This is a genomic window from Nostoc sp. FACHB-892 (assembly GCF_014698795.1).
GTDB lineage: Bacteria > Cyanobacteriota > Cyanobacteriia > Cyanobacteriales > Nostocaceae > Nostoc.
On record NZ_JACJTR010000001.1, the window covers coordinates 187,136 to 211,553 of the forward strand.

At 40.1% G+C, this 24,418-nt stretch carries 10 protein-coding genes; 6 read left to right on the forward strand and 4 right to left on the reverse strand.

From position 1 onward, the window contains the following. Positions 1-71: 71 nt before the first annotated feature. Complete coding sequence (gene mfd, locus H6G96_RS00800) at positions 72-3,704, reverse strand: transcription-repair coupling factor (RefSeq protein WP_190909478.1); 3,633 nt, start codon at positions 3,702-3,704, stop codon at positions 72-74. A 222-nt stretch (positions 3,705-3,926) separates the two neighbouring features. Here mfd and H6G96_RS00805 point away from each other — a divergent pair, with 222 nt between their 5' ends. Then, positions 3,927-5,255 (forward strand): hemolysin family protein, encoded by a 1,329-nt coding sequence (locus tag H6G96_RS00805; protein WP_190909479.1) that lies wholly within the window; start codon positions 3,927-3,929, stop codon positions 5,253-5,255. Positions 5,256-5,346: 91 nt separating this feature from the next. On the opposite strand, the gene H6G96_RS00810 is transcribed toward H6G96_RS00805, so the two are convergent. Beyond that, complete coding sequence (locus H6G96_RS00810; protein ID WP_190909480.1) at positions 5,347-6,528, reverse strand: aldo/keto reductase; 1,182 nt, start codon at positions 6,526-6,528, stop codon at positions 5,347-5,349. A gap of 343 nt (positions 6,529-6,871) precedes the next feature. Continuing rightward, complete coding sequence (locus H6G96_RS00815) at positions 6,872-12,844, reverse strand: non-ribosomal peptide synthetase (protein ID WP_190909481.1); 5,973 nt, start codon at positions 12,842-12,844, stop codon at positions 6,872-6,874. A gap of 1,232 nt (positions 12,845-14,076) precedes the next feature. On the opposite strand from H6G96_RS00815, the gene H6G96_RS00820 reads away from it, so the two are divergent. The 5 genes from H6G96_RS00820 to H6G96_RS00840 all read left to right on the forward strand — a co-directional run bounded on the left by H6G96_RS00820 (position 14,077) and on the right by H6G96_RS00840 (position 22,605). Continuing rightward, complete coding sequence (locus tag H6G96_RS00820; protein ID WP_190909482.1) at positions 14,077-15,519, forward strand: sugar transferase; 1,443 nt, start codon at positions 14,077-14,079, stop codon at positions 15,517-15,519. Positions 15,520-15,601: 82 nt separating this feature from the next. Then, the gene (locus tag H6G96_RS00825; RefSeq protein ID WP_190909483.1) at positions 15,602-17,044 is read left to right on the forward strand and encodes an oligosaccharide flippase family protein; all 1,443 of its coding nucleotides are present in this window, start codon (positions 15,602-15,604) and stop codon (positions 17,042-17,044) included. A gap of 63 nt (positions 17,045-17,107) precedes the next feature. After that, a complete protein-coding gene (locus H6G96_RS00830) occupies positions 17,108-18,106 on the forward strand; it encodes a glycosyltransferase family 2 protein (protein WP_242063130.1) in 999 nt (332 codons plus the stop codon). Positions 18,107-18,446: 340 nt separating this feature from the next. After that, positions 18,447-19,673: an O-antigen ligase family protein gene (locus H6G96_RS00835; RefSeq protein WP_190909484.1), complete on the forward strand. Its 1,227-nt coding sequence runs from the start codon at positions 18,447-18,449 to the stop codon at positions 19,671-19,673. 703 nt (positions 19,674-20,376) lie between these two features. Continuing rightward, positions 20,377-22,605 carry a polysaccharide biosynthesis tyrosine autokinase gene (locus H6G96_RS00840; RefSeq protein ID WP_199339334.1) on the forward strand — a complete coding sequence of 743 codons (2,229 nt, stop codon included), beginning with the start codon at positions 20,377-20,379 and terminating at the stop codon, positions 22,603-22,605. Positions 22,606-22,950: 345 nt separating this feature from the next. Here H6G96_RS00840 and H6G96_RS00845 read toward each other — a convergent pair whose 3' ends face one another. Then, positions 22,951-24,354, reverse strand: a complete 1,404-nt coding sequence (locus tag H6G96_RS00845; RefSeq protein ID WP_242063131.1) for a right-handed parallel beta-helix repeat-containing protein — start codon at positions 24,352-24,354, stop codon at positions 22,951-22,953. Positions 24,355-24,418 lie beyond the last annotated feature (64 nt).

Below are 24,418 nucleotides of genomic sequence, written 5' to 3' on the forward strand. Positions count from 1 at the left end.
AAAAAAGAATTTGATTCTGGTTATTCTGTGTAAGTTTGGTTCTAAATTGGTAGAAACTTGAGCAAAACTGATCAAACAACAGCTGCCTCTGGAATCGCACCCTGCATTCTCCCAAAAGCATCAATCAAATTTTGCAATTGTTGATCTGCTTTAAAAACTCCTAACCCACGCACTGTCACTTTACCAGGCGAATATACAAAGCGCGTCTTGAGATTGTCTGGTAAATTTGCCGCCAACAAGTTCCAAGCGGGTTCCTCCATCGGCGTTTCTAAAACAATGTGCTGCTTGTTTTCTGGTTTAATCCGGCTAAATCCAAGTTTTTTCGCTAACTGTTTAAGTTCCATGACTCGCAACAGTTGATTGGCAGACACTGGCAAAGTACCATAGCGATCGCTCCACTCCGCTGCAATCTGCTTTAATTCTGATTTAGATTTAGCTGTGGCCACCGCCCGATATGCACTCATCTTTTGATCCAAATCGGTAATGTAATCTGCTGGAATAAATGCTGTGAGGTTAAGGTCAATCTGAGTATCCTCCACTTTCGGAATTTCTTGTCCTCGGATTTCCCGAATTGCTTCTTCTAGCATTTCCATGTATAAATCAAAACCTATGGCATCCATTTGACCGGATTGTTCTGCACCTAGCAAGTTACCCACACCTCTGATTTCCATGTCGCGCATCGCTAGCTGATACCCAGAACCTAGCTGAGTAAATTCTTGAATCGCTCGTAATCGTTGCCGGGCTGCGTCAGATAATTGCCGTTGCTTCGGATAAAATAACCAAGCATGAGCTTGGATACCTGCACGTCCTACACGACCACGTAATTGATACAGTTGAGCCAATCCAAAGCGGTGAGCATCTTCAATTAAAATGGTGTTGACTCGCGGAATATCTAAGCCAGATTCAATAATTGTCGTACAAACAAGGATATCTGCGTCACCATTACTGAAGGTTAGCATGGTTGATTCTAACTCGCTTTCATCCATTTGACCGTGAGCGATCGCAAATCTAGCTCCCGGTATCACTTCTCGTAAATTGGCTGTTGTCTCTTCAATTCCATCTACTCGTGGAACTACATAAAATACTTGTCCACCTCTGTCTAATTCTTGACGAATTGCACTGCGGATACTTTCGGAATTGATCGGTGATAGATGGGTTTTTATTGGTCGTCTAGTTGGGGGTGGTGTAGTAATCAAACTCATTTCCCGAATTCCCGATAAAGACATATACAAAGTCCGGGGAATGGGAGTAGCGGAAAGGGTAAGCACGTCCACCTGAGTTTTTAAGCTTTTAATTTTCTCCTTCTGGTTTACCCCAAACCTTTGTTCTTCATCCACCACCAACAGTCCTAAATCTTTGAATGCCACACCTTTACCCAAAAGTTGCTGTGTACCAACAACTACATCTAGTTCACCTGTTGCTAATCGCTTTTGAATATCGCGGCGTTCTTCAGCAGAACGAAAACGGTTGAGCAAACCGACATTTACCGGGTAAGGTGCAAAACGTTCTTTGAGTGTATGGTAGTGCTGCTGTGTTAAAATTGTCGTTGGCGCAAGGAGTGCCACTTGTTTACCGGCGGTGACTGCTTTGAAAATAGCACGAATCGCCACTTCCGTCTTCCCGAAACCGACATCGCCACAAACTAAGCGATCCATTGGACGATCGCTTTCCATGTCGCGTTTCACATCTTGCACAGCTTTGAGTTGATCCGTCGTGGGTTGGTAAGGGAAAGAATCTTCCAATTCTTCCTGCCAAGGCATATCATTTGGAAAGCTAAAACCTTGTTGTTTTGATCTTGCTGCATACAGTTTCAACAAGTCCACCGCCAATTTTTTGATGGCTTTACGGACTTTATTCTTGGTATTTTCCCAAGCTTTACCCGTCATCCTGTTGAGTTCCGGTGCTTTGTCACCTCCGGCGCGGAACCGAGATAAAGCACCTACTTGATCGGCGGCGACTCTGAGTAACCCGTCAGCATACTGTACTACTAAATAATCACGGGTTTCGTTATTAATCGTCAAACTTTCCAGCTTGACAAATTTGCCAACCCCATGATTTCTGTGAACCACATAATCGCCGGGACGCAGCTTATTGGGATCAACTTGCTTAGAAGTAGCTTTGTGACGCTTGCGAATATAGCCGGGAGTCGCCAAAGAATGCTGCCCAAAAAATTCCCGATCTGTAACAATTACTATTCGGTATGTCGGCAGGATAAAGCCTTCGAGTTCCGCAAGACCAGAATATTTTAGAGCTATAGGAATATGGTTTATTTGTAGCTTATCTATTGCTTGGTAGTCGCGGGGATTGGGGATAAACTGAGCCGGACAATCATGTTCTTGCAAGAGCGAGACAGAACGCGAAGGCTGGGCAGAAAGCAGCCAAATCGAGAAATTGCGATCGCGTTCTTTGCGGATAGTTTCAGCTAATTTAGCAAATTGGTGCGGCGTGACTGGAACAGATCGGCTGGCAAGATTGATGCCACTATTTTCCTCGGACAGTTCCGATAAATATAATGTTTTAAACCTGGCAACATCAACCAAACATTCATCAAACGACCGATGAATTTTCGGCAATATTAGGGGAGTGGAAGTAGATTCCTCCCCATGCCCCATTCTCCATTGTTCTTCAGCATTTTCTACCCAGCGATCGCTATGAGCATGGCACTGTTCTGGCTCATCAATGGCAATCAGGGTATTTTCTGATAAGTAATTTAGCAAAGATGCTGGTTGCTCGAAAGCCAATCCCAAAAAGCGACGACTCCCTTCTAAGAGTGATGAGTTCTCAGTGCTAAGTTCTGAATCAGAGTTTAACTCATAACTCCTAACTCCTAACTCGGAACTATTCTTCAGTGCTGCCATCACGATGGGAGCAAAGCTAGTGGGGGTAAGAATTAACTGGCCAACTTTATCGAGGGCGGAACGTTGTGTTGCTGGGTCAAATTCCCGCATTTGCTCGATTTCATCGCCAAACCATTCCAGCCGGACTGGAAACTCAGATGAAACTGGGTACACATCAACAATATCACCCCGTCGGCTCCACTGTCCTTCTGTTTCCACCAGAGGAACCCGTTCGTATCCCAGAATAGTTATTTTCTCACTAAAGGCATTTAAGTCTAATTCCATCCCCCGCTTCAAGGTAAGACAGAATTGCTCAAAAGCTTCTGGTGGTGGTAAATGTGGTTGCAGCGCCCCTTGAGTAGCCACAATTGCCAAAGATCGCTTCGCTCCGCTACTGGGAATTGGGGATTGGGAATTAGGTATTGGGGTAGTGGTATTAGTTATTCCTTTGCTTATTTGATCCCCTTGTCCACTTATCCCCTTCTCTCCATTACCAAGTCCCCAGTCCCCAGTCCCCAGTCCCCTGTCTTCTGTCACCAAATCTGCCAATACCTGCATTTGCCCCCAACTCATCTCAGTTTCCGGGTCAAAAGGTTCGTAAGGAGAAGCCTCGGAGGTGGGATAAAAATGTACTGTTTGCCATCCCATTGCCTCCAATTGTGCGTAAACACGTCCAGCTTCTTCAAGAGTGGCGCAAACCACAAATAAATCCTTGCCTTGAGACTGCGCCAATGCCGAAGCCACCAAACCCTTGGGTAGTCGAGCAATGCCATTTAACCGCAATTCTTGTTGTCGGTTTAGCTTAGAAATAAATTCAGTGGTGAGTGGCGATCGCGCTAAAGCACGCACAATAGAAGAAAATGACATAAGTACTACTAGCGGTGGGAGTCTTTGTAGGTCAGAAAGTCTTGAGGGAGTTTATGTTAACTATTTTAAAAGGTTAACAGTTGACGGTTAACAGTCAACTGTCAAGAGTCAACGTGAAAATAACTATTACTTTGTGTACAGTCAAAGCATTTATAGAAGCACCTTTAATACTAGATACTAGGTATTGAGCTACGTTCGCTCTGATAAGCGGCAATTTTAAACATGTCCTCCATCACTTTTGAAATTTCAATCATTTTGGTGCTAATTATTGCCAACGGCGTGTTTTCTATGTCTGAGATGGCGGTTGTCTCAGCTCGGAAAGTTAGGCTACAGCAGCTTGCCAATCAAGGAGATGTCAAGGCAAAGGCAGCATTAAAACTAGCTGAGTCTCCAAATCATTTCCTGTCAACCGTTCAAGTGGGTATTTCCCTGATCGGTATCTTGACTGGTGCTTTTGGAGGAGCAACGATTGCCAACCGATTGGCAGTCTATGTAAAAGTTGTACCTTTATTAGCACCTTATAGTGAACCGCTATCTTTCGGAATAGTGGTTTTGCTCATTACCTATTTGTCACTCATTGTTGGCGAATTGGTACCGAAGCGTCTGGCATTAAACAACCCAGAAAGGATTGCATCGATTGTAGCGATTCCTATGCAAGCCTTATCGGCGATCGCTTCCCCAATGGTGTATCTCTTAAGCGCTTCTACAGATTTAATCCTGCGATTACTGGGAATTACAGCTTCTACTGAACCGCAAGTTACTGAAGAAGAAATTAAAATCTTAATTGAGCAAGGCACCGAGGCGGGAACCTTTGAGGAAGCTGAACAGGATATGGTGGAGCGAGTCTTTCGTTTAGGCGATCGCCCTGTCAGCTACTTAATGACACCCCGTCCCGATATTGTCTGGCTAGACTTAGACGACTCTGCCGAAGAAAATCGTCACAAAATGGTTGATAGTGCCTATTCTCGGTATCCAGTTTGTCAGGGGGGACTTGACAATGTGCTAGGTGTTATCCCTGTTACCGACTTATTAGCCAGGAGTTTCCGAGGAGAACCGCTAGACTTGACAGTGGGATTGCGACAGCCCATATTTGTCCCAGAAAGCACCCGTGGCTTGAAAGTTTTGGAATTGTTCAAACAAACCATCACTCACATGGCGCTGGTAGTGGATGAATACGGCGTGATTCAAGGATTAGTCACTCTCAATGACATCATGAGCGAAATTGTAGGTGATGTTCCTTCAACAGATGGACAGGATCATCCACAAGCTGTGCAACGCGAGGATGGTTCCTGGCTTTTAGATGGGATGTTGCCTGTAGAGGAGTTTTTAGAACTTTTTGGTATGGAAGAGTGGGAATCCGAGGAACGCGGCAGTTATCAAACATTAGGTGGTTTTGTGATCACTCATTTAGGTCGTATTCCTGCCGCAGCAGATCATTTTGAATGGCAAAATATGCGAATTGAAGTGATGGATATGGATGGAAACCGCGTTGATAAGGTGTTAGTCGTACCAAAGGGAAGTAAATCACCGGATACTGAAAAATCTGATTAGGATTGGGGATTGGGCATTAGGGATTGGACATAGATAATATATTATTTACTATTTCCCATTGCCATAGCCAATCCCTTATTTATGCAATTTGTCAAGTCTTCGAGAGACGTTGGACAGCCTCACCTGCCAACATCTGATGTGTTTGTGCCAAAACTTGAGGGATTTTATCGGCGTGGGGATTGCGGGCAAGACATTGCCGCAAGTCTAATTCGTCTAGCCGATTAGCTTTGTTACCAGGAAACCAGTGACCACCATTGCCAAGCAGGTTATAACGCATTTTGGCATAGTCTATCATATCGTAGGCGATCGCCATATTTCGTAACCACAAAATTACCCGAATATTTACCTCACCAGGGGTTTGGTCAAAGGTTGGTAGATTTGTCTCCCAGGATTTTACCCAATCTTCTCCCAAAGTAGCGATCGCTTCTTCTTCCAACCTTGCTAAAATAGGTGGCAAAATTTCTGATGCCCGATCTACTAATTCTAAAGTCTTCAAGTGTTCATCAAAATCTTGTGGTTTTGCTGCTCCCACACTCAGAGTATGCACCTCTTGATGACTCAAACAAAACAAATCATTAAACACCATTGGACTCAAAGGGGCGCAAAGATTTACTAACTTTTGTGGAGGTTCATACAACAAACCTCCTTTATTAGATGGGCTAATAATAAATACCCCCATATCGTGGCGTTTAGCTGCTTCAATTGCTGCCCAATTCCATTGATTAATGTAGTACCAGTGCAAATTCACGTAATCAAAGAAATTGGTATTAATTGTCTGCACAATCATATCTGTTGATCCGTGTGTAGAAAAGCCAATAAATCTAACTTTTCCCTCTGCTTGCAACTGCTGTGCTACTTCCAAACAGCCACCTGGACGGATGCTATCATCAAACGACTCAGCATGATTGATACCATGCAACCCTAAAAGGTCAACATAATCTAACTGGAGGTTTTGCAATGATTGTTCAAATGTCTTGCGGAAATCTTTCGCATCTGCCTTTGGACTGACTTTGGTTTGAACAATCAACTTTTCGCGGGAAAACTTGGGCAATATTCTCCCCAATTGCATTTCGGAAGTGCCATAACCACGAGCAGTTTCAATATGATTAATCCCAACCTCAACTGCCCTTTTAATAGTTGCTTCGAGATTAGCCTGGTTATCAGCAGGAATTTCATTGTTGGGAACATCTTCCCATTTGAACTGATATCTCATGCCACCGCAGGAAAACACTGGCATCTGTAATTCTGTGCGTCCAAATCGTCTATATAGCATTAGTAGATTGGGGATTAATTACCAACATTAAAATTTAAAAATAACAGCCATTCAAGCCTACAGTGCCACAATAATTAAAGAATCCCAAAAAATAAATTACCCAGTACGTGCCTTATGCTGTTGCGGTAACACACCCTACGCCCGCATTTCTCACAAAACGGTAGGGGCGGGTTCACGAGATATTCGTGAATGATTGAAGCATATTTGTGAACCCGCCCCTACAGCCTCTGGACTTGGGTTTCATAAATTTGGTGAGAAATTCGGGTATGGACTATTGGTTGGAATATTTTTTTAATTGGAAATCCCTTACCCTGTTCAATCTGTGACACTAATAATATTCGTCTTAATTCTTTGGAGACTGCGCTTGGATTAAGAAATTTTTCAATTTTTCAGCTACTACCTGTACATAAGGTTCATTGAGTAAGTCAAGGTGAGAACCGGGAATGTAATGGATATCTAGCCCTCCAGCGACTATTTCTCCCCAGCCGAATTGAGGATCGTATTGTGTACCTATAGCTTCGTCCCGATTTTCATCCTCTGTTCGCAAGAGGATAGCTCGACCAAGGTAAGGTGAAAAGATATATTCACTGACCGCTTGAGTGTTAACATCTATAATCTTTAAGTGCTTGTCAGTTGCAGGTAAATCTAGTGCCCCTTCCAAGTAACGGTTATATACATTTTGGAGATTAGACTTACGCCAATAACTCCATCTCACAGCCCTTTGCCAAAGGTAGGCTGGCCCTTGTTGAACAATCTTATTTAAATGCAAGAAAACTCGCTTAATAAGTGATGCCCGCCAGCTATAACCTGGACGACAACTATCAAGCATAACTAGAATACCAACTTGTTCGCCTTGATCTTGGAGTTGCCGAGCCATCTCGAAAGCAACTACACCCCCAAAAGAATAACCTCCCAGAAAATAAGGGCCATTGGGCTGAAGAGTCTGGATTTCTTGGATGTAGTGAGTCGCCATGTCTTCAATCTGTGTATGGAAAGGATGTTTTCCATCTAGCCCTTGTGGTTGTAGTCCGTAAAATGGTTGGTCTAGCCCCAAATGCAGTGCCAATTCCCGAAAACACAAGACTTCTCCACCGAGTCCGTGAATACAGTAAAAAGGTGGCTTGGAACCATTGGGTTGAATTTCTACCAAAGATGACCAATTAGTTGTTGATTTATCTAAGGTATTCACTAAAGCCAAGTCTCTTGCTAAATCTTCTTCTTGGCAAATTATTTTGGCTAGAGCCTCTACAGTCCCTGACTGAAAGAGAATAGCAAGAGGCAGATTTTTATTAAATTTTTTCTCAATTTGCCAAAACAGTTTTGCTGCTAAGATGGAGTGTCCTCCTAGCTCAAAGAAGTTATCCTTGATACCAATGGGCTGGACACGTAAAATTTGTTGCCAAATCTCTATTAGCTGGCGTTCCACTTCATTGCGGGGAGCAAGAAAGGTAGCCTCCGACTCTTGCCTTGATAAGTCGGGTGCTGGTAAGGCACGGCGGTTTATCTTGCCGTTGGGGGTTAAGGGTATGGTGTCCAGCAAAACGAAAGCCGAGGGTATCATATACTGTGGGAGCTTTGTCAAGAGGAAGCTCCGTATATCACTAATTGTAGATGCCCAGTCCTGATTCGGGATAATGTAAGCTACTAAGCGTTGATCTCCAGGAACATCTTCACGGGCAATTACTACAGTTTGCAGTACATCTGGGTGTTGGGCTAACACCGTTTCAATTTCCCCTAGCTCAATGCGTATCCCACGGATTTTGACTTGATGATCTCGGCGACCAAGAATTTGTAGAGAGCCATCTGGACGATAGCAACCGCGATCGCCTGTATAATAAAGCCAATCTCGCTCGTCATTCCGAAAGAAATTTTTGACAAACCGAGAACGATTTTCTTCTTGGGCATTTATGTAACCCAAAGTACGGAATGGCGTTCTCATCACGATCTCGCCTGGTTCACCAATGCCGCACAGCTGTTGATTTGGTGTTAAAACTAGTGCTTGGGTTTCCGGGAGCGGCAATCCTACTGGCTGTACCCCTGGTTTACACTCAACAGGTATTTTGTAATAACACTTCGCCAAAGTTGTCTCTGTTGGCCCATAGAGATTGACAATTTCACCTGATTCTGGAAAAGTATCCCGCCACTGAGATACAAGTGTCTCCTTGAGAGGTTCTCCAGCAAAGAATAACCAGCGTAAGTGATGTAGATAGACTCCTGACGGCACATTGGCTAACCATGATTGCGCCAGCGATGGAACTGTGTGCAGCACAGAAATTTGCTCATGTTCCAAGTAAGTCAAAATTTTAATTGGTTCTAAGTTATCCCCTTCCTCTGGCAAACACAAGGTTGCACCACTAGTCAAAGGTAAAAATATATCTCTAAGAACTACATCAAAGGAAAGACCTGTCAATTGGGCTACCCGGTCTTGCTGACCAATTTCAAATGTCTGTCTCTGCCAGTTGAGAAAATGCGCCATCCCTTTGTGACATCCCAGCACACCTTTGGGTACACCAGTGGTGCCAGAAGTAAAGAAAATATAAGCTGCATCATCGGCAGCGATTTCAGGCAAGTTTATTACTTTACTGCTGTCTTGGGGTGGATTTATCGCTTCTCCGGTGTCTGGGTTCACATAGATGAGAATTAAAGATTTATATACTTCTTTGTCTTCTGGGCACTGATTATCAATATATAATATGTATTTGGCTTTAGCTTCCTTGAGCATGAGCAGGTGGCGATCGCTAGGAAGTTTCGGATCGAGGGTAAGTAAGACACCGCCACTCAAGAGTACAGCCGCCATACTCGAAATTAATCCAAAGCTTCGTGTGCCGAATACGGCTACAACATCTCCCCGTTCAACTCCGTGAGACAACATCACCCGTGCTAAAGCTTGAGCGCTTTTGCCCAATTCGCCATAGTTCCAAGTACGAGACCCTTGCCGGAGTGCTAAATGTTCTGGGGTGCAATTTACCCAAGAGGTAAACATTGTTGTTACCAATTCGTACCGAGGTTCTGGCAAAACCGCCCTTGGTTCTGGCAGCAAAGTTCTGGCTCTTGGTGTGACAAGAGAATACAAACTAATCTGGCTATCCGCAGCAGCAACAACTTGATTCAACAAATGATGGAATTGATCCAGCATTTCCATCATCCGCTCTGAAGCAAACAGATCAGTGTTGTAGACTAAATCAAGTTGGATTCCCTGCTTTTTGTCTGTTACATACAAGGTCAAGTCGAACTTAGAAGCCGTTTCTAACATCGACACTGGTTCTATAGCCACCCCAGGTAGTTCCAGTTGGATGTCCTTTAAGTTGAGCATATTAAACCACACTTGAAACAGTGGGTTACGGCTGGTATCTCGCTCTGGTTGCAGTTCTTCTACCAGTTTCTCAAAAGGCATATCTTGATGGGCATAAGCACCTAATGCCATTTGGCGAACTCGACTCAGCACTGAACGAAAACTAGGATTGCCAGAAAAATCAGTCCGTAAAACGACTGTATTAATAAAAAATCCAATCAACCCTTCAACTTCAGAACGATTACGTCCAGCAATAGGAGAACCGATAAGTATATCTTCTTGCCCACTGTAGCGGTGCAGTATTGTCCCAAAGGCCGCTAGCAAGGTCATGAATAGGGTGACACCTTCCTGACGGGAGAGTTCTATGAGCGATGCACTCAGAGTCTCCGGTAGCATGAGTGATTGGGTCGCCCCTTGGTAAGTTTGAACTGGTGTCCGTGGTCGGTCGGTAGGCAATTCCAGTACAGTATTAGCGCCTGTTAACTGGGTTTTCCAGTAGTTTATTTGGCTAGAGAGGACTTCACCCGATAGCCATTGGTGCTGCCAAACAGCAAAATCGGCATACTGAATGGGTAATTTTACTAGGGGAGAAGGCTTATCGCTCAACAAGGCTTCATAAAGGGATGCTAACTGCTGCCAGAGAATACCCATTGACCAGCCATCTGAAGCGATGTGGTGCATCACTAACAGAAGTATCTGCTCGTGTTCGTCTATCTGGAGCAAGCTAGCTCGCAGCATCAAGTCTGATTCTAAGTTGAAGGGGCATCGCGCCTCTTGATTTAGCAGAGATTGCACCTGCTCCTGTGCTACTTTTTTAATTATCTTGAGTTCAACTGGTCGAGGCTTGCCAATAACTTGTATGGGGCTACCATCCGGTGATGTAATAAAGTTTGTTCGCAGTGCCTCGTGATGGATAACGATCGCATTTAATGCTTGTTGCAATATGCTCGTGTTGAACTCGCCTGTTAAGCGCAGTGCATTGGAGATAATATAAGCTGGACTGTTAGGTTCCAACTGCTCCAAAAACCACACTCGCTGCTGGGCAAAGGATAAAGGGATTGACTCGCGGTTGGCTATTAGAGGAATAGTTTGGTTTTGGGAATCATTTTCTTGAGTCTGGGTTTGAGCGTTCCCGTTTCGGGTTGCCGTAGGCATCGCTTGAGCTAAACTAGCGATCGTTGGATTCTCAAATAAAAGTTGCAACGGCATTTTTATCTGAAAAGCTTGGCGAACTCTAGACATAACTTGAGTTGCCAGCAGTGAATGACCTCCCAATTCAAAAAAATTGTCGTGAATCCCTACTTGTTCTAGACGCAAAACTTTTACCCAAATGCTAGCTAAGACCTCTTCTGTAGCATTCTGGGGTGGGACAAAGTTAGTTGACAGAGCAAGGTCAGATATATGCGGTGCAGGTAAAGCCCGGCGGTCTATTTTGCCGTTGGGGTTTAATGGCAGAGTGTCCAAAAATACAAAAGAGGCAGGCACCATATATTCAGGTAGCCGACCTTGCAAAAAGCGACGCAATTCAACCTGACTAGGAATTTGCTCTGGGTTGGCAACAATATATGCTACAAGCTGCTTGTCACCAGGAATATCCTCTCTAGCAATGACTAGAGTCTGTCTCATTGCCGGATGTTGCCCTAATATTGCTTCAATTTCTCCCAATTCAATTCGGAAGCCACGAATCTTTACTTGATAGTCAATACGACCTATAAACTCGATATTACCGTCTGGTAGGGAACGTACCAAGTCCCCAGTTTTGTAAAGACGTGCCCCAACTTCAGAACTAAAAGGGTCGAGAATGAACTTCTCTGTAGTTAATTCAGGACGGTTAAGATAGCCTCGCGCTAGACCAATACCGCCAATATAGAGTTCACCTGATTCACCAATAGGCACTGGCTGTAAATTTTCATCAAGGATGTAAATCTCTGCATTGATAATGGGGCGACCAATAGGAGCAATGCTATAATTAGTGCCGCGCTGACAAGTCCAAAAAGTGGCATCAATGGAAGCTTCTGTCGGCCCATAGCAATTATGGAGAACATTGTCTAAATTCAGTTGGGCAAAGAAGCGTTCTATTAGTTGGCTAGGTAAAGCTTCACCACCACAGGTAATGTGCCTGAGAAATCGGCAATTTTCAATTCCCTTCTCTTCTAGTAAGACACGCAGTATAGAAGGTACTAGGGTCAAAACAGTGATTTGCTGCTCAGTAATCACCTTTACAAGGTAAGCAGTGTCTTGATGTCCACCAGGGCGAGCTAAGATCAATTGGCCCCCGAAGCACAATGGCCAAAATATCTGCCACACTGAGGGGTCGAAGCTAAAAGAAATAGTCAGTAAAACTTTATCTGCTGGAGTTAATCTAAAGGTTGTTTGCCGCCAGTATAGTTGATTGCAGATACCACGATGAGCGATCATTACACCTTTGGGCTGTCCTGTAGAACCAGATGTGTAGATTACGTAGATGAGGTTATCAGCCGTCGTTTGATTTACAGGATTTTCTTGATTGTATTGGGTATTACCTTGCCAATTTGAGTCGAGACAAACCACTTCCGCCTGGTGCGGTGGTAGGTTCTTGACCAATTTCTCTTGGGTTAACAATACTGGTGTCTGGGTATCTGACAAGATGAAGGCTAAACGCTCCGGGGGATATGCCGGATCTAAAGGTACATAAGCGCCTCCAGCTTTGAGAATACCTAGTATTCCGATGATCATCTCTAGGGAGCGCTCCAGGCAAATCCCCACAAGTACTTCAGACCCAACGCCTAAATTACGTAGGTGGTGCGCTAGCTGATTCGCTTGCTGGTTTAACTGCTGATAAGTAAGCTGTATATCTTCAAATACTACAGCAATTGCTTGGGGCGATCGCTCTACTTGCATCTCAAACATCTGATGGATGCACAGATTGGGATCAATTTCTTCAGTATTATTCCATTCCTGTAGAACTTGAGTGCCGCTGATAGGAGTTAAGGTATTTAATGGAATATTTTGCTTATACTCTGGAGTCTGGCTATTTATTTGCATTTTCTATGTATCAACTCCATCAACAAATACCATTGCTTTAATTTATTATTTATTGTAAATGTTTTTATACGAAATTATATGTGAGGCTGCACATTAATAGTCTTGGATAGGAGCCTGGAACTACATAAATAAAGTTTAGTTAGGCTTAAGAGCAAAACGGTGCGCGAACAGCTTTTAGTTTGCAGTACCTAGATTAATGATATGCATCTTTAAAGATAATTGATACTTTAAGCTCTAGTCAATTGATTTTTATTTAACATAATCATCTCCATATTTTACTAAAAATTTCAGTTTTAGCTAAAACTTTAAAATGCTTTTGAATTTAAAAAACTGCATGATTGCATTGTTGAGATATAGTCAGGAACAAGCATTGAATTTCCAGCTTTATTTTTAGTTAATAAATAAGTTCTTTATTTTATATAGCTATATGGTTAAAATACAATATCTGTTTTTACGAAAATTTTCTGAAGGAAAAAATAATTATTACTGAATCTTCATTGTTTTTACTCAGATGTAAAAATAGTGTAAAGCCAAAAACTTGACTCTCTCTCAGGAGATAAAAGTGTTTATAATGCAGACATTACAAGACTCACAGATATCAAATATCGTTGATATTACTTATGATCAATTCTCTAGAGATGCCTATAAAACTACTCAAGCTCAAGCAAAATATTGACTTATGTAAACTTTTGTAACAATAATCAAATTTTTGATGCTTTTTGTTATATCTTATGTGTGTAAGTTTTGTTAGTCAGTAATTATGCGTAAAGAAATAGAGAAGTTCTAAGCAAAGCTGAATTAGTCTAGCTAAATATGCTACAGTAATTTCCGAAAGGATCTCATTGTCTACATAATTAAGTGGAACTCTGCAATGAAACTGTAGTAACTCAGTTGAACTCTTACGCACCTTAAAAATTTTAATTTTTTACCTGACCTACTTGATTACTTACGTCAGGGATTTTATTCAAGTATTAAGTTAACTCACCAACAAAGCTCAAAATTTCCAGGCTAAATGGGTTCTAGTTTGCAATAAAAGCTAGACCTTTAGGTAGTAATGGTACTTAAACCGACCTCGGAAAATGCCTTTGAGTAAACATTTAAAGTTAGTGCGAAGAAAATGGTTAATAAGAGACTATAAATTCCAGGTTTATTTGAGACAAAAATGTAAGATACGCCACTTGTCCTAATAAAAAGTTTTTATCAAATTTTAACTACACCAAGTGTTCCTAACTATGAGTAATCAAAGCATTACAACAAATAAATTCAGTGAAGTGCCTTCAGATTTACGTGCATCTACATCTGTCAGCGTACGCAAGGGTTCATGGTGGTTAAGATTAACAACGTTGTTTTTAGTAGACTATACTCTTTTATTCTTAAGTTGGATTTTAGCTGGAGATCAATCTTCTTATGGGTATTTGACTTCGTATATACCCAGTCATTATTTGCCAATTTTAATAACTATTGGAATTCAAATAGGATCATTAGCTGTTGAGGGTCTTTATCGAGAGGGTCAAAAACGCTATAACTATCTCAATATTTTAAAATCGCTAACTTTTGCTCATGGATTAATACTCCTAGTTTGTTTTTTATATAAGCCAATTATTGATATTACACGCCCAAGATTAATATTAATATCTTGGCTGCTAAGTATACTATTTATCTGTACTGGCAGATATGCTATAAATATTACTCTTGAATATTTGCGTAAGCAAAAAAAAATAGTTCGTTCTTCTGTCTTCATTATTTGTGATCCTCAAGATCATGATCAGATAGCTAGCTTTATAAAAAAAGAAAAACATTATATTGTATCTGGAACAGCTAATGCCAGTTCATTAGATAGATATAAACGTCAACAAACATTAGAGAAACTTAATGAACTAGGTGTAACAGAAGTTTTTATATCTTGGGATGCTCTAAAAAACAGAATGTTTTTATGCTGGTTATTTCAGGCATCTGGCATCCAAGTACATATTTTACCGATGGAATTAAAACCAATTTATAAAAACGTTGAATTTAATAAAATAGGGGGAATGCCTTGTCTGAGTTTGGATTGTCCGATAATTACAGGTAAAGATTTTTGGATAAAGCGCAGTTGTGATTTTTGCTTCGCGACTTTATTTGTAATGTTATCATTTCCTATTTATATAGCTATAGCTATAGCTATCAAACTGGACTCTCCCGGCACAGTATTTTACAGACAAACCCGTATAGGTTTGCATGGGCAACAGTTTAAAGTATGGAAATTCAGAACGATGAGGTCTGATGCAGAAAAATTCCAAAAAGAATTAGAAGCTTTAAATGAAACTAAAGATGGGATTATCTTTAAAATTAAAGACGATCCTCGCATTACCCATGTTGGAAAATTCCTTCGACGTTACAGCTTAGACGAATTACCTCAACTTTTTAACGTTATCCTTGGACAAATGAGTATAGTAGGGCCCCGTCCTTTACCTACTAGAGATGTCGATAAGTTTTCTGAACACCATTTTATTAGGCATGAAGTCTTACCTGGTATTACAGGTCTTTGGCAAGTTTCAGGTCGCTCAGATATTTTAGACTTTGAACAAGTGATAAATCTTGATCTTAACTACATCGAAAATTGGTCACTTAAGTTAGACTTTGAAATTCTCCTCAAGACAGTTATGGTAGTTTTAAAAAAAGAAGGTGCCTACTAAGTTCATAAAAACAAAATCATAGCAGGCAGCAGTAATTGGCGATTCAAAATGAGCGAATTAAGGTGAATTAATAATTGTAAGAATGGTAGAAAAGTATAAATTCATAAGTAATTCTCTCTCAATGATAGTCAATCGGTTAGCGCAAAGTATTACAACTTTTGTATTAATCGCTGCTATTGCTCGTAATCTAGGAGCTGAAGCTATAGGCCAGTATCTACTAGCCTATAGCTATTACTTTATCTTTGTGGGCATTGCTTCACAGGGGCTAAAGATATTGTTTACAAGAGAACTAGCACGTGAACCACAAAAAACATCAGTTTATTTGATGAGTGGTACCTGGCTACAGTTAATATTTAGTTTGGTCAGTTATGGAGGATTGGTAATTGTAGTATTTTTACTTCCCTATAGTTCCAAAACCTCGACTCTTTGCTACATAATGGGCTTAACAATCATTCCCTTCGCCCTTTCTAACGTAACAGAGGCAATTTTCCAAGCGAAGGAAAAGATGCATTTGATTGCCATTGCTACAGTCCCAGTGTATGTACTACGCCTAATAATAATGATCTGGGCAATGCAACTGAAGTACGGAATTGAATATCTGGGAGTAATACTATTTTTTTCAGAAACATTGATTTTAGTAATTGAATGGATTCTGATCAGGAAGTTGGTCAAAATACAATGGCAGATTGATAAATATTTTGTATGGAATACAATTAAAACTGTACGGACATTTTTTGCTATTGAAGCAATAGCTGTAGTCAGTAACAGAATTGAAATATTGATTCTTTCATTGCTAGGAAATGAGTTTTTAGTAGGTTTGTTCGGTGCAATAATACAATTGCTACAACCATTCTCTATTATTGCTAATAGCATAACTATAGCAATGTTTCCGAGACTATCAAAATTAGTAGATCAAGGACGGCAAAAGCAGCAGCAGATGACTGAAAGCTTTATTGAAGTTCTACTAACTATGGGATTACCCTTATTCCTTGGATTATTATTTTTTGGCAAAGATTTGCTGACTTTTATTTACGGTTCTAGCTTTGCTCAAGGAAGTTTAGCTCTTAGTATCAGCGCTATATCACTACTTTTATTGCCCTTTACACGCACACTGTGCTCTCTACTTGTAGCCAATCATTTTGAGATAGTGAACCTACGTGAAGTGGTTATTACAACTGTATTAGGAAGCTTGGGGGGTGTAGCATTAGTTTCGCAACATCAGTTAATAGGTGCGGCTATAATGGCATTGCTAATGACTCTTCTTGCCTTTAGCCAGTATGTTTACTTCACTTATACTCTATTATTTCCATTAAATTTATGGCGAATTATTCGCCGTCCTATTATAATCAGCGCTTTGATGGTACTTGTATTCTTAACTTTAAAAAAAATAACTTTAGACTTTTTATTTACTCTAATTATTGCAACTTCATTCTATATTTTACTTGTAATTTTTCTGACTATTCATACTTTAGGCGGAATTCATGTTGTAAAGGAAAAAATTGGAAAAATAGGGATGAAATTTTAATGGTCGAATTTACTTATAAAACAGTAAACGTAAACTTTGCATAATTATCAGATAACCAAAGCCATGAATATTGAATCTCTCCAAGCAGAAAAAGCAACAAACCAAAAATTAGCAATGGTAAATGAAAGTAACGAAATAATAGTCAGCGTAGTGATTCCTACACGCAATAGACCACAAATTGTTACAAGGGGTGTCAGAACTGCATTAACTCAAACGCTGCAATCAATTGAAGTGATTGTTATAATAGATGGCCCCGATCAGGAAACAGTCAATGTACTATCTCAGATAGCTGATCCAAGATTGAGAGTGATAGAACTATCAAAAAATGTTGGGCCATCAGGGGCAAGAAATACTGGTGTAAGGGAAGCAAAAGGTACTTGGATAGCCTTTTTAGATGATGATGATGAATGGCTCCCACAAAAATTGGAGCGTCAACTTGAAGTAGCAAATAATTCCCATTATAATTTTCCAGTTGTCGCCAGTCGTTTAATTTCCCAGACTCAAAAAGGTGAGTCTATTCTTCCCAAAAGGTTACCTAACCTCTCTGAACCTCTAAGTGAATATCTTTTTGCACGTAACTCCTTATTTAAAGAAGAGGGGTTCATACAAACCTCAACTATTTTCGTGAAAAAAGAGTTAGTGCAAAAAATGCCTTTGGAAGAAAAATTTGACAGACATGAGGATTGGGAGTGGTTACTGCGAGTTAGTGCCATGGAAGGTGTAGGAGTAGAATTTGTACCTGAGCCTATGGCAATCTGGCATTCAGAAGTGGGAATTAAGCGCTTAAGCAACGTCAATGACTGGCGATATTCCTTGGATTGGATTCGTTCCACCCGCAATTTAGTAACACCAAAGGCTTATTCGGGTTTCATTGCAACAATGACCGCTCCTTCTGCGTCCTCAGTAGGTGATTGGAAAGCCTTCTTTCCTTTGTTGTGGGAAGCTATACGCTGGGGTAAGCCCCGCCCGATTGATATATGCTTGTACTTAATTATGTGGCTGTTCCCTCAGCAGTTCAGAGAGCAAGTTAGCTCTATTTTGACCAAGAACTTTAAAAGATAAAATATTCTTCGCAAAAGGAAGACACAAAGAAGAAGATAAAAATAATGACAAAAACCTTGGAGCGTGAATTTCAAGACCACTAAAAAATGGAGTTTTGACTATAGCCATAGCACAAAATACAAAGCGTTTTGGTTAAACAATATGTTTAATATGCTTTTAAACGTGGGTTACTTCTGTCTTTAGGTTTAATAAAAAACGTCAATTTCAAAAATATAGCCATCTCATAAAAAGTAAGTGAATAGAGATAGTAAGCCTTTTTCTAAATCAATGGAAACTAGTGCTCACAAATTTGTGATTTGCTTAACTTAATATATAAAATAATATTTGCAAATGATAAAAAATGAGAAAATTTCTAATTTTTGCTGAACAATTAGTTACAATTACTTTTTTAATGATCTATTCAGGAACTCCATTAGATCCCTTGATGACGAATGGTTTTACCATCAAAGAAAGTGATAGATTCATAGCTCGATTGCTTTTCACTTTGACGTATATAGTTAGCATTTCCTTAATTACTCTACGTTGGAAGAAGGTTACTTACGTCTTTAGTAGAGATAAATTTATTTGGGTATTGCTCGGAGTTTGTGCATTTTCGAGTTTTTGGTCTTTAGATTCAGATATTACTATACGTCGTGCTATAGGTCTGGCAGGAACAATGCTCTTTGCGCTTTATTTAGCTTCACGCTACACCTTAAAAGAACAACTGAAGTTATGTGCATATATGCTTGCAATCTCAGCATTTATGTGTATCTTATTTGCTGTACTAATTCCACAGTACGGGGTTGGAAGCGCTGGAGACCCAACAGCTTGGCGAGGAATATATCCACAAAAGAATGTTCTTGGCAAGAGATTTGTACTTAGTGGAGCAATATTTTTCTTCCTTGCCATGACTAATCGAGAGAATCGCTGGGTTTCATGGCTTGGTTATGTTGCTTCTGGAATAATTGTTTTATTATCAAAATCAACAACATCTCTAGGTAATTTTATATTCATTACAGCTGCTTTTATTGCATATAATCGAATTTTAAATTTAAAGTATAAAGTAATGATACCTGTTGTAACCTTGGTGTCAACAGTTAGCATAGTTTTTTATACTTGGTTTGTCTCACAAGCTGATACAATTCTAGGATCAGTAGGTAAGGACACAACACTCACTGGACGTTCAGAATTATGGCCTGCGGTGCTTGAGATGATTGCAAAAAAACCGTGGCTAGGATATGGCTATGGAGCATTCTGGGATAATAGTGAGTCTTCTATTGTTATACAAATGGTACAATGGGACGCTCCTAATGCTCACAATGGTTTTTTGGATCTCTGGCTAGCGTTGGGTCTACTAGGAGTTTTGGTTTTTCTAATTGGGTTCGTTATTAATTTATTAAGAGCTATATATTTAATTCGATGGAATCAAACATCTGAACATTTATGGCTTTTAGTTTATTTTACTTATATGATTCTTTCAAATCTAACTGAAACTACATTGTTAGAGCAAAATAGTCTTGAATGGATACTTTATGTATCAGCAATATTATCAAGCAAGCTTTCGACACGCGCAAATTTGCCAAAATAAAATCAAGAGGTTTACTCAATATCAGGATAATATTAGCTAGCTTGTTGATTCTGGGAAAAGTTGTCAAACTGGAACTTGTAATTATTTCATTGATACATTAATCAAAATAGAGCAAGTATTGAAAATTTACAGTTAATGTGTATAAATAAACTAAATAGTTTTAAGATTATCATATTATTAAGTTATAGGTATACTACAACAGGATGATATTTACGGTTAGGAGAAGCTTTTTTTGAAGTGTTTAATTGAAAATGAGGCTTTAAATCTTTCTCTAGGGTCTAAGGTGAGAATACGTGTTTTTCCTCTTGAGTTTGTAATGAATGCACCAGACTTTACCGATTTTGCCAAATGCTCCTAAAATCCCGATTACCGTAGACTGAAGAACTACTTGATAGGGTAAATTAGTGTCATGGGTGAACCACAGAGAATTGATTCCCTTCTGATATAGAAGCCAAGGAGCGACGAAGAATCGAGAAGATCCTTAAGTGTTAATATCAAGTTTCAAAACTGTTAGAGGCTGATGATAAAATTTTGCAAAGCTGGTAACTACTTTAAATTTAAGATGGAAATTAAATTTGTAACTTAGATAGTCTATACTATTGTCATATTGTCAAATCGCATCAGTCTTATCAATTGCAGTGGTTTGTGCATTCTCTAAGTCAATTTTTAGTTTCTTGCTTAAAACCTGTACTTTTAAAGATTTATGTCAGAAAAATCTATGGAATCTAGAGAATCTATCGATTTAGACCTTAGTCGTTACTTATTGATATTAAAGCGATGGTGGCTACCTGCAACTGCAATATTTGCAGCTACAGTTATGCTCAGTGCCATAGCTACACAATTTATGAAGCCATCCTATGAAGCCGAAGGAAAATTATTATTTAGAGTTCCTTCTTTTAAAGTAGTAGGCTCCAATCTTTTACCAACTAATGCTGAAGGAGGAGGTACAGGAGATTTAAAATCCCTGATAGCAACTCAAAACCCTATAAACACTCAAATAGAAGTTATTTCCTCACCTAGTATATTGCAGAAAACAATAGAGAAACTAGGGCTTCAAGATGAAGAAGGTAAAGCTTTAGAAGTAGAAAAATTACGAAGTTCTTTGGTACTGAAAATTGTTGGCGGCACAGATGTATTGCGAATTAGCTATACCAGCCGTGACCCCGAACTATCAGCGGCAGTGGTCAACACAATTATGAGTCTTTATTTAGAAAATGATATTTTGACAAATCGCTCTGAGGCAGCAGCAACTCGTCAATTTATTGCCAAGCAGCTTCCTAAAACTCAAGAGGCTGTTAATAATGCAGAAGTAGCGCTACGTATATTTAAACAGAAAAATCAGATAGCAGACCTATCGGAGGAGACAAGATCAGCCGTTGCAACTATTGGAAATCTAGACAATGAGATGAATACTGTTAAGGCTCAACTTGATGAGGTAAACGCCCAAACCAATCAACTGCGTCAGAAAGTAGAGCTAAATTCTCAAGAAGCGATCGCTGTGAGTGCCCTCAGTCAGTCACCAGCAGTACAAGGAGTTCTTACACAACTTCAAGAAACCGATCGACAGCTAGCGATTGAGCGTAGCCGTTTCTTAGATGATAACCCTGTAATTATTAACTTAGAAGCAAAGAAAGCTAGCTTAAACTCCCTCTTGCAACAGCAAATTGGTCAGACTGTTGGCAATAAAACACAAATTCCGCAAAGCTTATTGCAGATTGGAGAACTCAGACAAAACCTGATCCAAAATTTTCTACAATCAGAAGTACAGCGGTTTGGTTTAGCTAAAAGACTCTCCTCTCTATATAATTCCCGTTCTACCTACGAGCAGCGAGTGAAAATCATACCCCAGTTAGCACAAAATCAGCGGGAGTTAGAACGGAAAGTTGAAGTTGCAGAATCCACATATCAAACTCTTTTGAAAAAGGTTCAAGAATTACAGTTAGTTGAGAATACAAATACAGCTAGTTCACGGATTATTGCTCTGGCTTCAGCGCCAAATAAACCAGTAGCAGGCAAAAAAGTTATTATTTTATTGCTAGGAGTGATGTTCGGTTTATTTTTGGCTGCTACAAGTGTTCTCCTCCTAAGCATGAGAGATAGATCTTTGAAAACACTTAAGGAAGTCAGAGATGTATTTAGATATACATTGCTGGGAATTGTTCCTTTGTCTGTTAAAAAGGTTCGCTCCCGTTATTCAAATGTAGAATCAATCAATCCAAAAATTGCTGTCAGAGATACGCCTTACTCTTTAACTAGCGAAATGTACCGAATGATTCAAGCCAATCTGAAGTTCCTAAGTTCAGATAAAGTGCTCAAAACTATCGTGGTAACTAGCGCAGTTCCTAAAGAAGGCAAGTCTACAGTTTCAGCTAATTTGGCAGCAGCGATCGCTCAACTAGGGCGTAAAGTTTTATTAATTGATGCAGATATGCGAGTTCCTTCTCAGCATCATCTTTGGCAGCTAACCAATGCAGTTGGTTTGAGTGAGGTTCTTGTAGGCCAAGCTGAATTTGACGTTACTGTATCTAAGGTAATGGATAATCTTGATGTCTTAACTGCTGGGGTTAGACCTCCTAACCCGCTTGCTTTGCTTGACTCAAAACGGATGGCATCATTAATTGAAAATTTTGCATCTCAAGATAACTATGATTTTGTAATTATTGATGCCCCTCCCCTCCTTTTGGCAGCTGATGCTTTGACTTTAAGCCAAATGACTGATGGGATTTTGTTAGTAGCTCGACCTGGAGTAATTGATTCTAACAGTGCTAACGCTGCTCAAGAGATGTTAGAAAGATCCAATTACAACGTACTAGGCTTGGTTGTGAATGGAATCATTGATAAAAACGAATCTAGTAGTTATTTATATCACGATCATGAATACTTTAAACCAACAAAATTGACAAAAGAGTTTCAGAGGCTTGCAAGAAAATAAAACCTTCAAAGGTTAAGGGCTACTCCAATACATACTAATGAACCAATATCCTGATTCATGTGACAGTTTGAGATGGGGAATGTAGGTTAAAAATTACAGTTCGTTCGCCCATCTTAATTCTTATTAGCGTTAGGAAAAATCAGGAATCTAGTTTTGATCAGGGATTAAATATACAAAATGCATTGCCGTATAAGCAACAGCTAAGTTACAGCTAAGTTTAGGAAGAAAATACCTATGCATTAGTGTAGCCTAATGTAGCTATATAACTATCTTTGCAAACGCTGAAGCCTTGATTATTTGCTGAATCCCCCGAATTCAATTCGGGGGATTCAGCAAATAACTCTACTACCGAATTTCGTGTGCCCCTCGATCAGGTCGTGAACCCTTCATGCGAGAGTCGCCTGTAAAATCGGTTTCCACACTATTGAATCTCATACCACTATTAATTGCCGGACTTGTCGATTTCAATCTAAAATTACCATCTGAGGGATTGATAAACTGGGGATTTGCAGTCATATCATTAGAGCCGGAACCATCGATCGAGGAACTATTGGCGTTGAGGTTGTAGTCAAACTTAACATTTTTACCACCGAATCTTGCGTTTATCGGTTGCCCACGCTCAGAATAAAGGATGTTATTTAGAACGTTGATATCATTTGAAGCATTAACCGAGATTTGCCCGTATGAAATTCCTGGACTCTGGCTATTCATATAACTAGTGTTGTGGACAATATCGATATTCTCACTTTGAAATGTGTGAATACCGCCACCACCATTTTTATATGTGATGTTATTGGCAATCAAAGTGCGTCCTCGATACGCACTAAGTTTTGATCCCTTTTGCTTATTCATTCCACGATCAACAATAATGCCATTACCGTCTTGGATTTTGCCAGTAGTAATCCAGGGAATGTACATTCGATTGTTGTAGACCCTATTTCTGGTCACAAACATCTTGTAGTTTTGCTTGTTGTCAGAATTCCAATTGTTGAGCAGTGAAATACCACTACAGCCATAAACTGAGTACCAGGCATTATTGAACACCTCGTTATTATCTATTGTTAGATAATCTGATTCAATACCTACAATGCCTGCACCTCCACAATTATGTACTTTATTGTTGAGAACACGTATATGGTGGGAGCGACGATTTTGTCCTCCTTCTATGGTGATGCAATTTCCACTGGTTTTCGGGTTTGATTTGTTATACTTCTGACTCAACGCATAACTACGGGTAATATTGCCATTGTTCCCTACTACTTCCAGCCCGTTCACTTCAATATATGATGCTCCATTGTGAATCCAAATTCCATGCCATCCATTGTGCTTAAGTTTCGGCTTATGCCCAGGATATGCTTTATATTTAATCCATGCATTGGACTTTCCAGAGCGTCTAATATCAACTACCGTTCCAGTTGGGTGTGCATTCCTGTATACCCCGTCCATGATGAGTACCGTGTCCCCAGGGTTAGTTAGGTCTGCCGCCCTTTGAATTGTCCTAAAAGCGGATGAGGTAGTGAGTCCGCTTTTTTTATCGCTTCCGGTACCACTAACATAGTACGTTGTTCCATTTGAAACAGCACTGATCAGCTTGCGGCTAGGTAATGAGATTTGCTGCTCAGTGGATGACTGACGTACATCTTGAACTAAAGACTCTGTTATTTTCTCTACTTGAACCACACCTGTTATTGCCCAGGGAAGTACAAGAGATGCGCTCAAACTGAGAAAACCTAAACCATGAATCATCATAGGGAAAATAGGGTATGTTGCAAAAACTGATTCGTCAACGGTCTGTAACTCTAGCCTTAGTCAG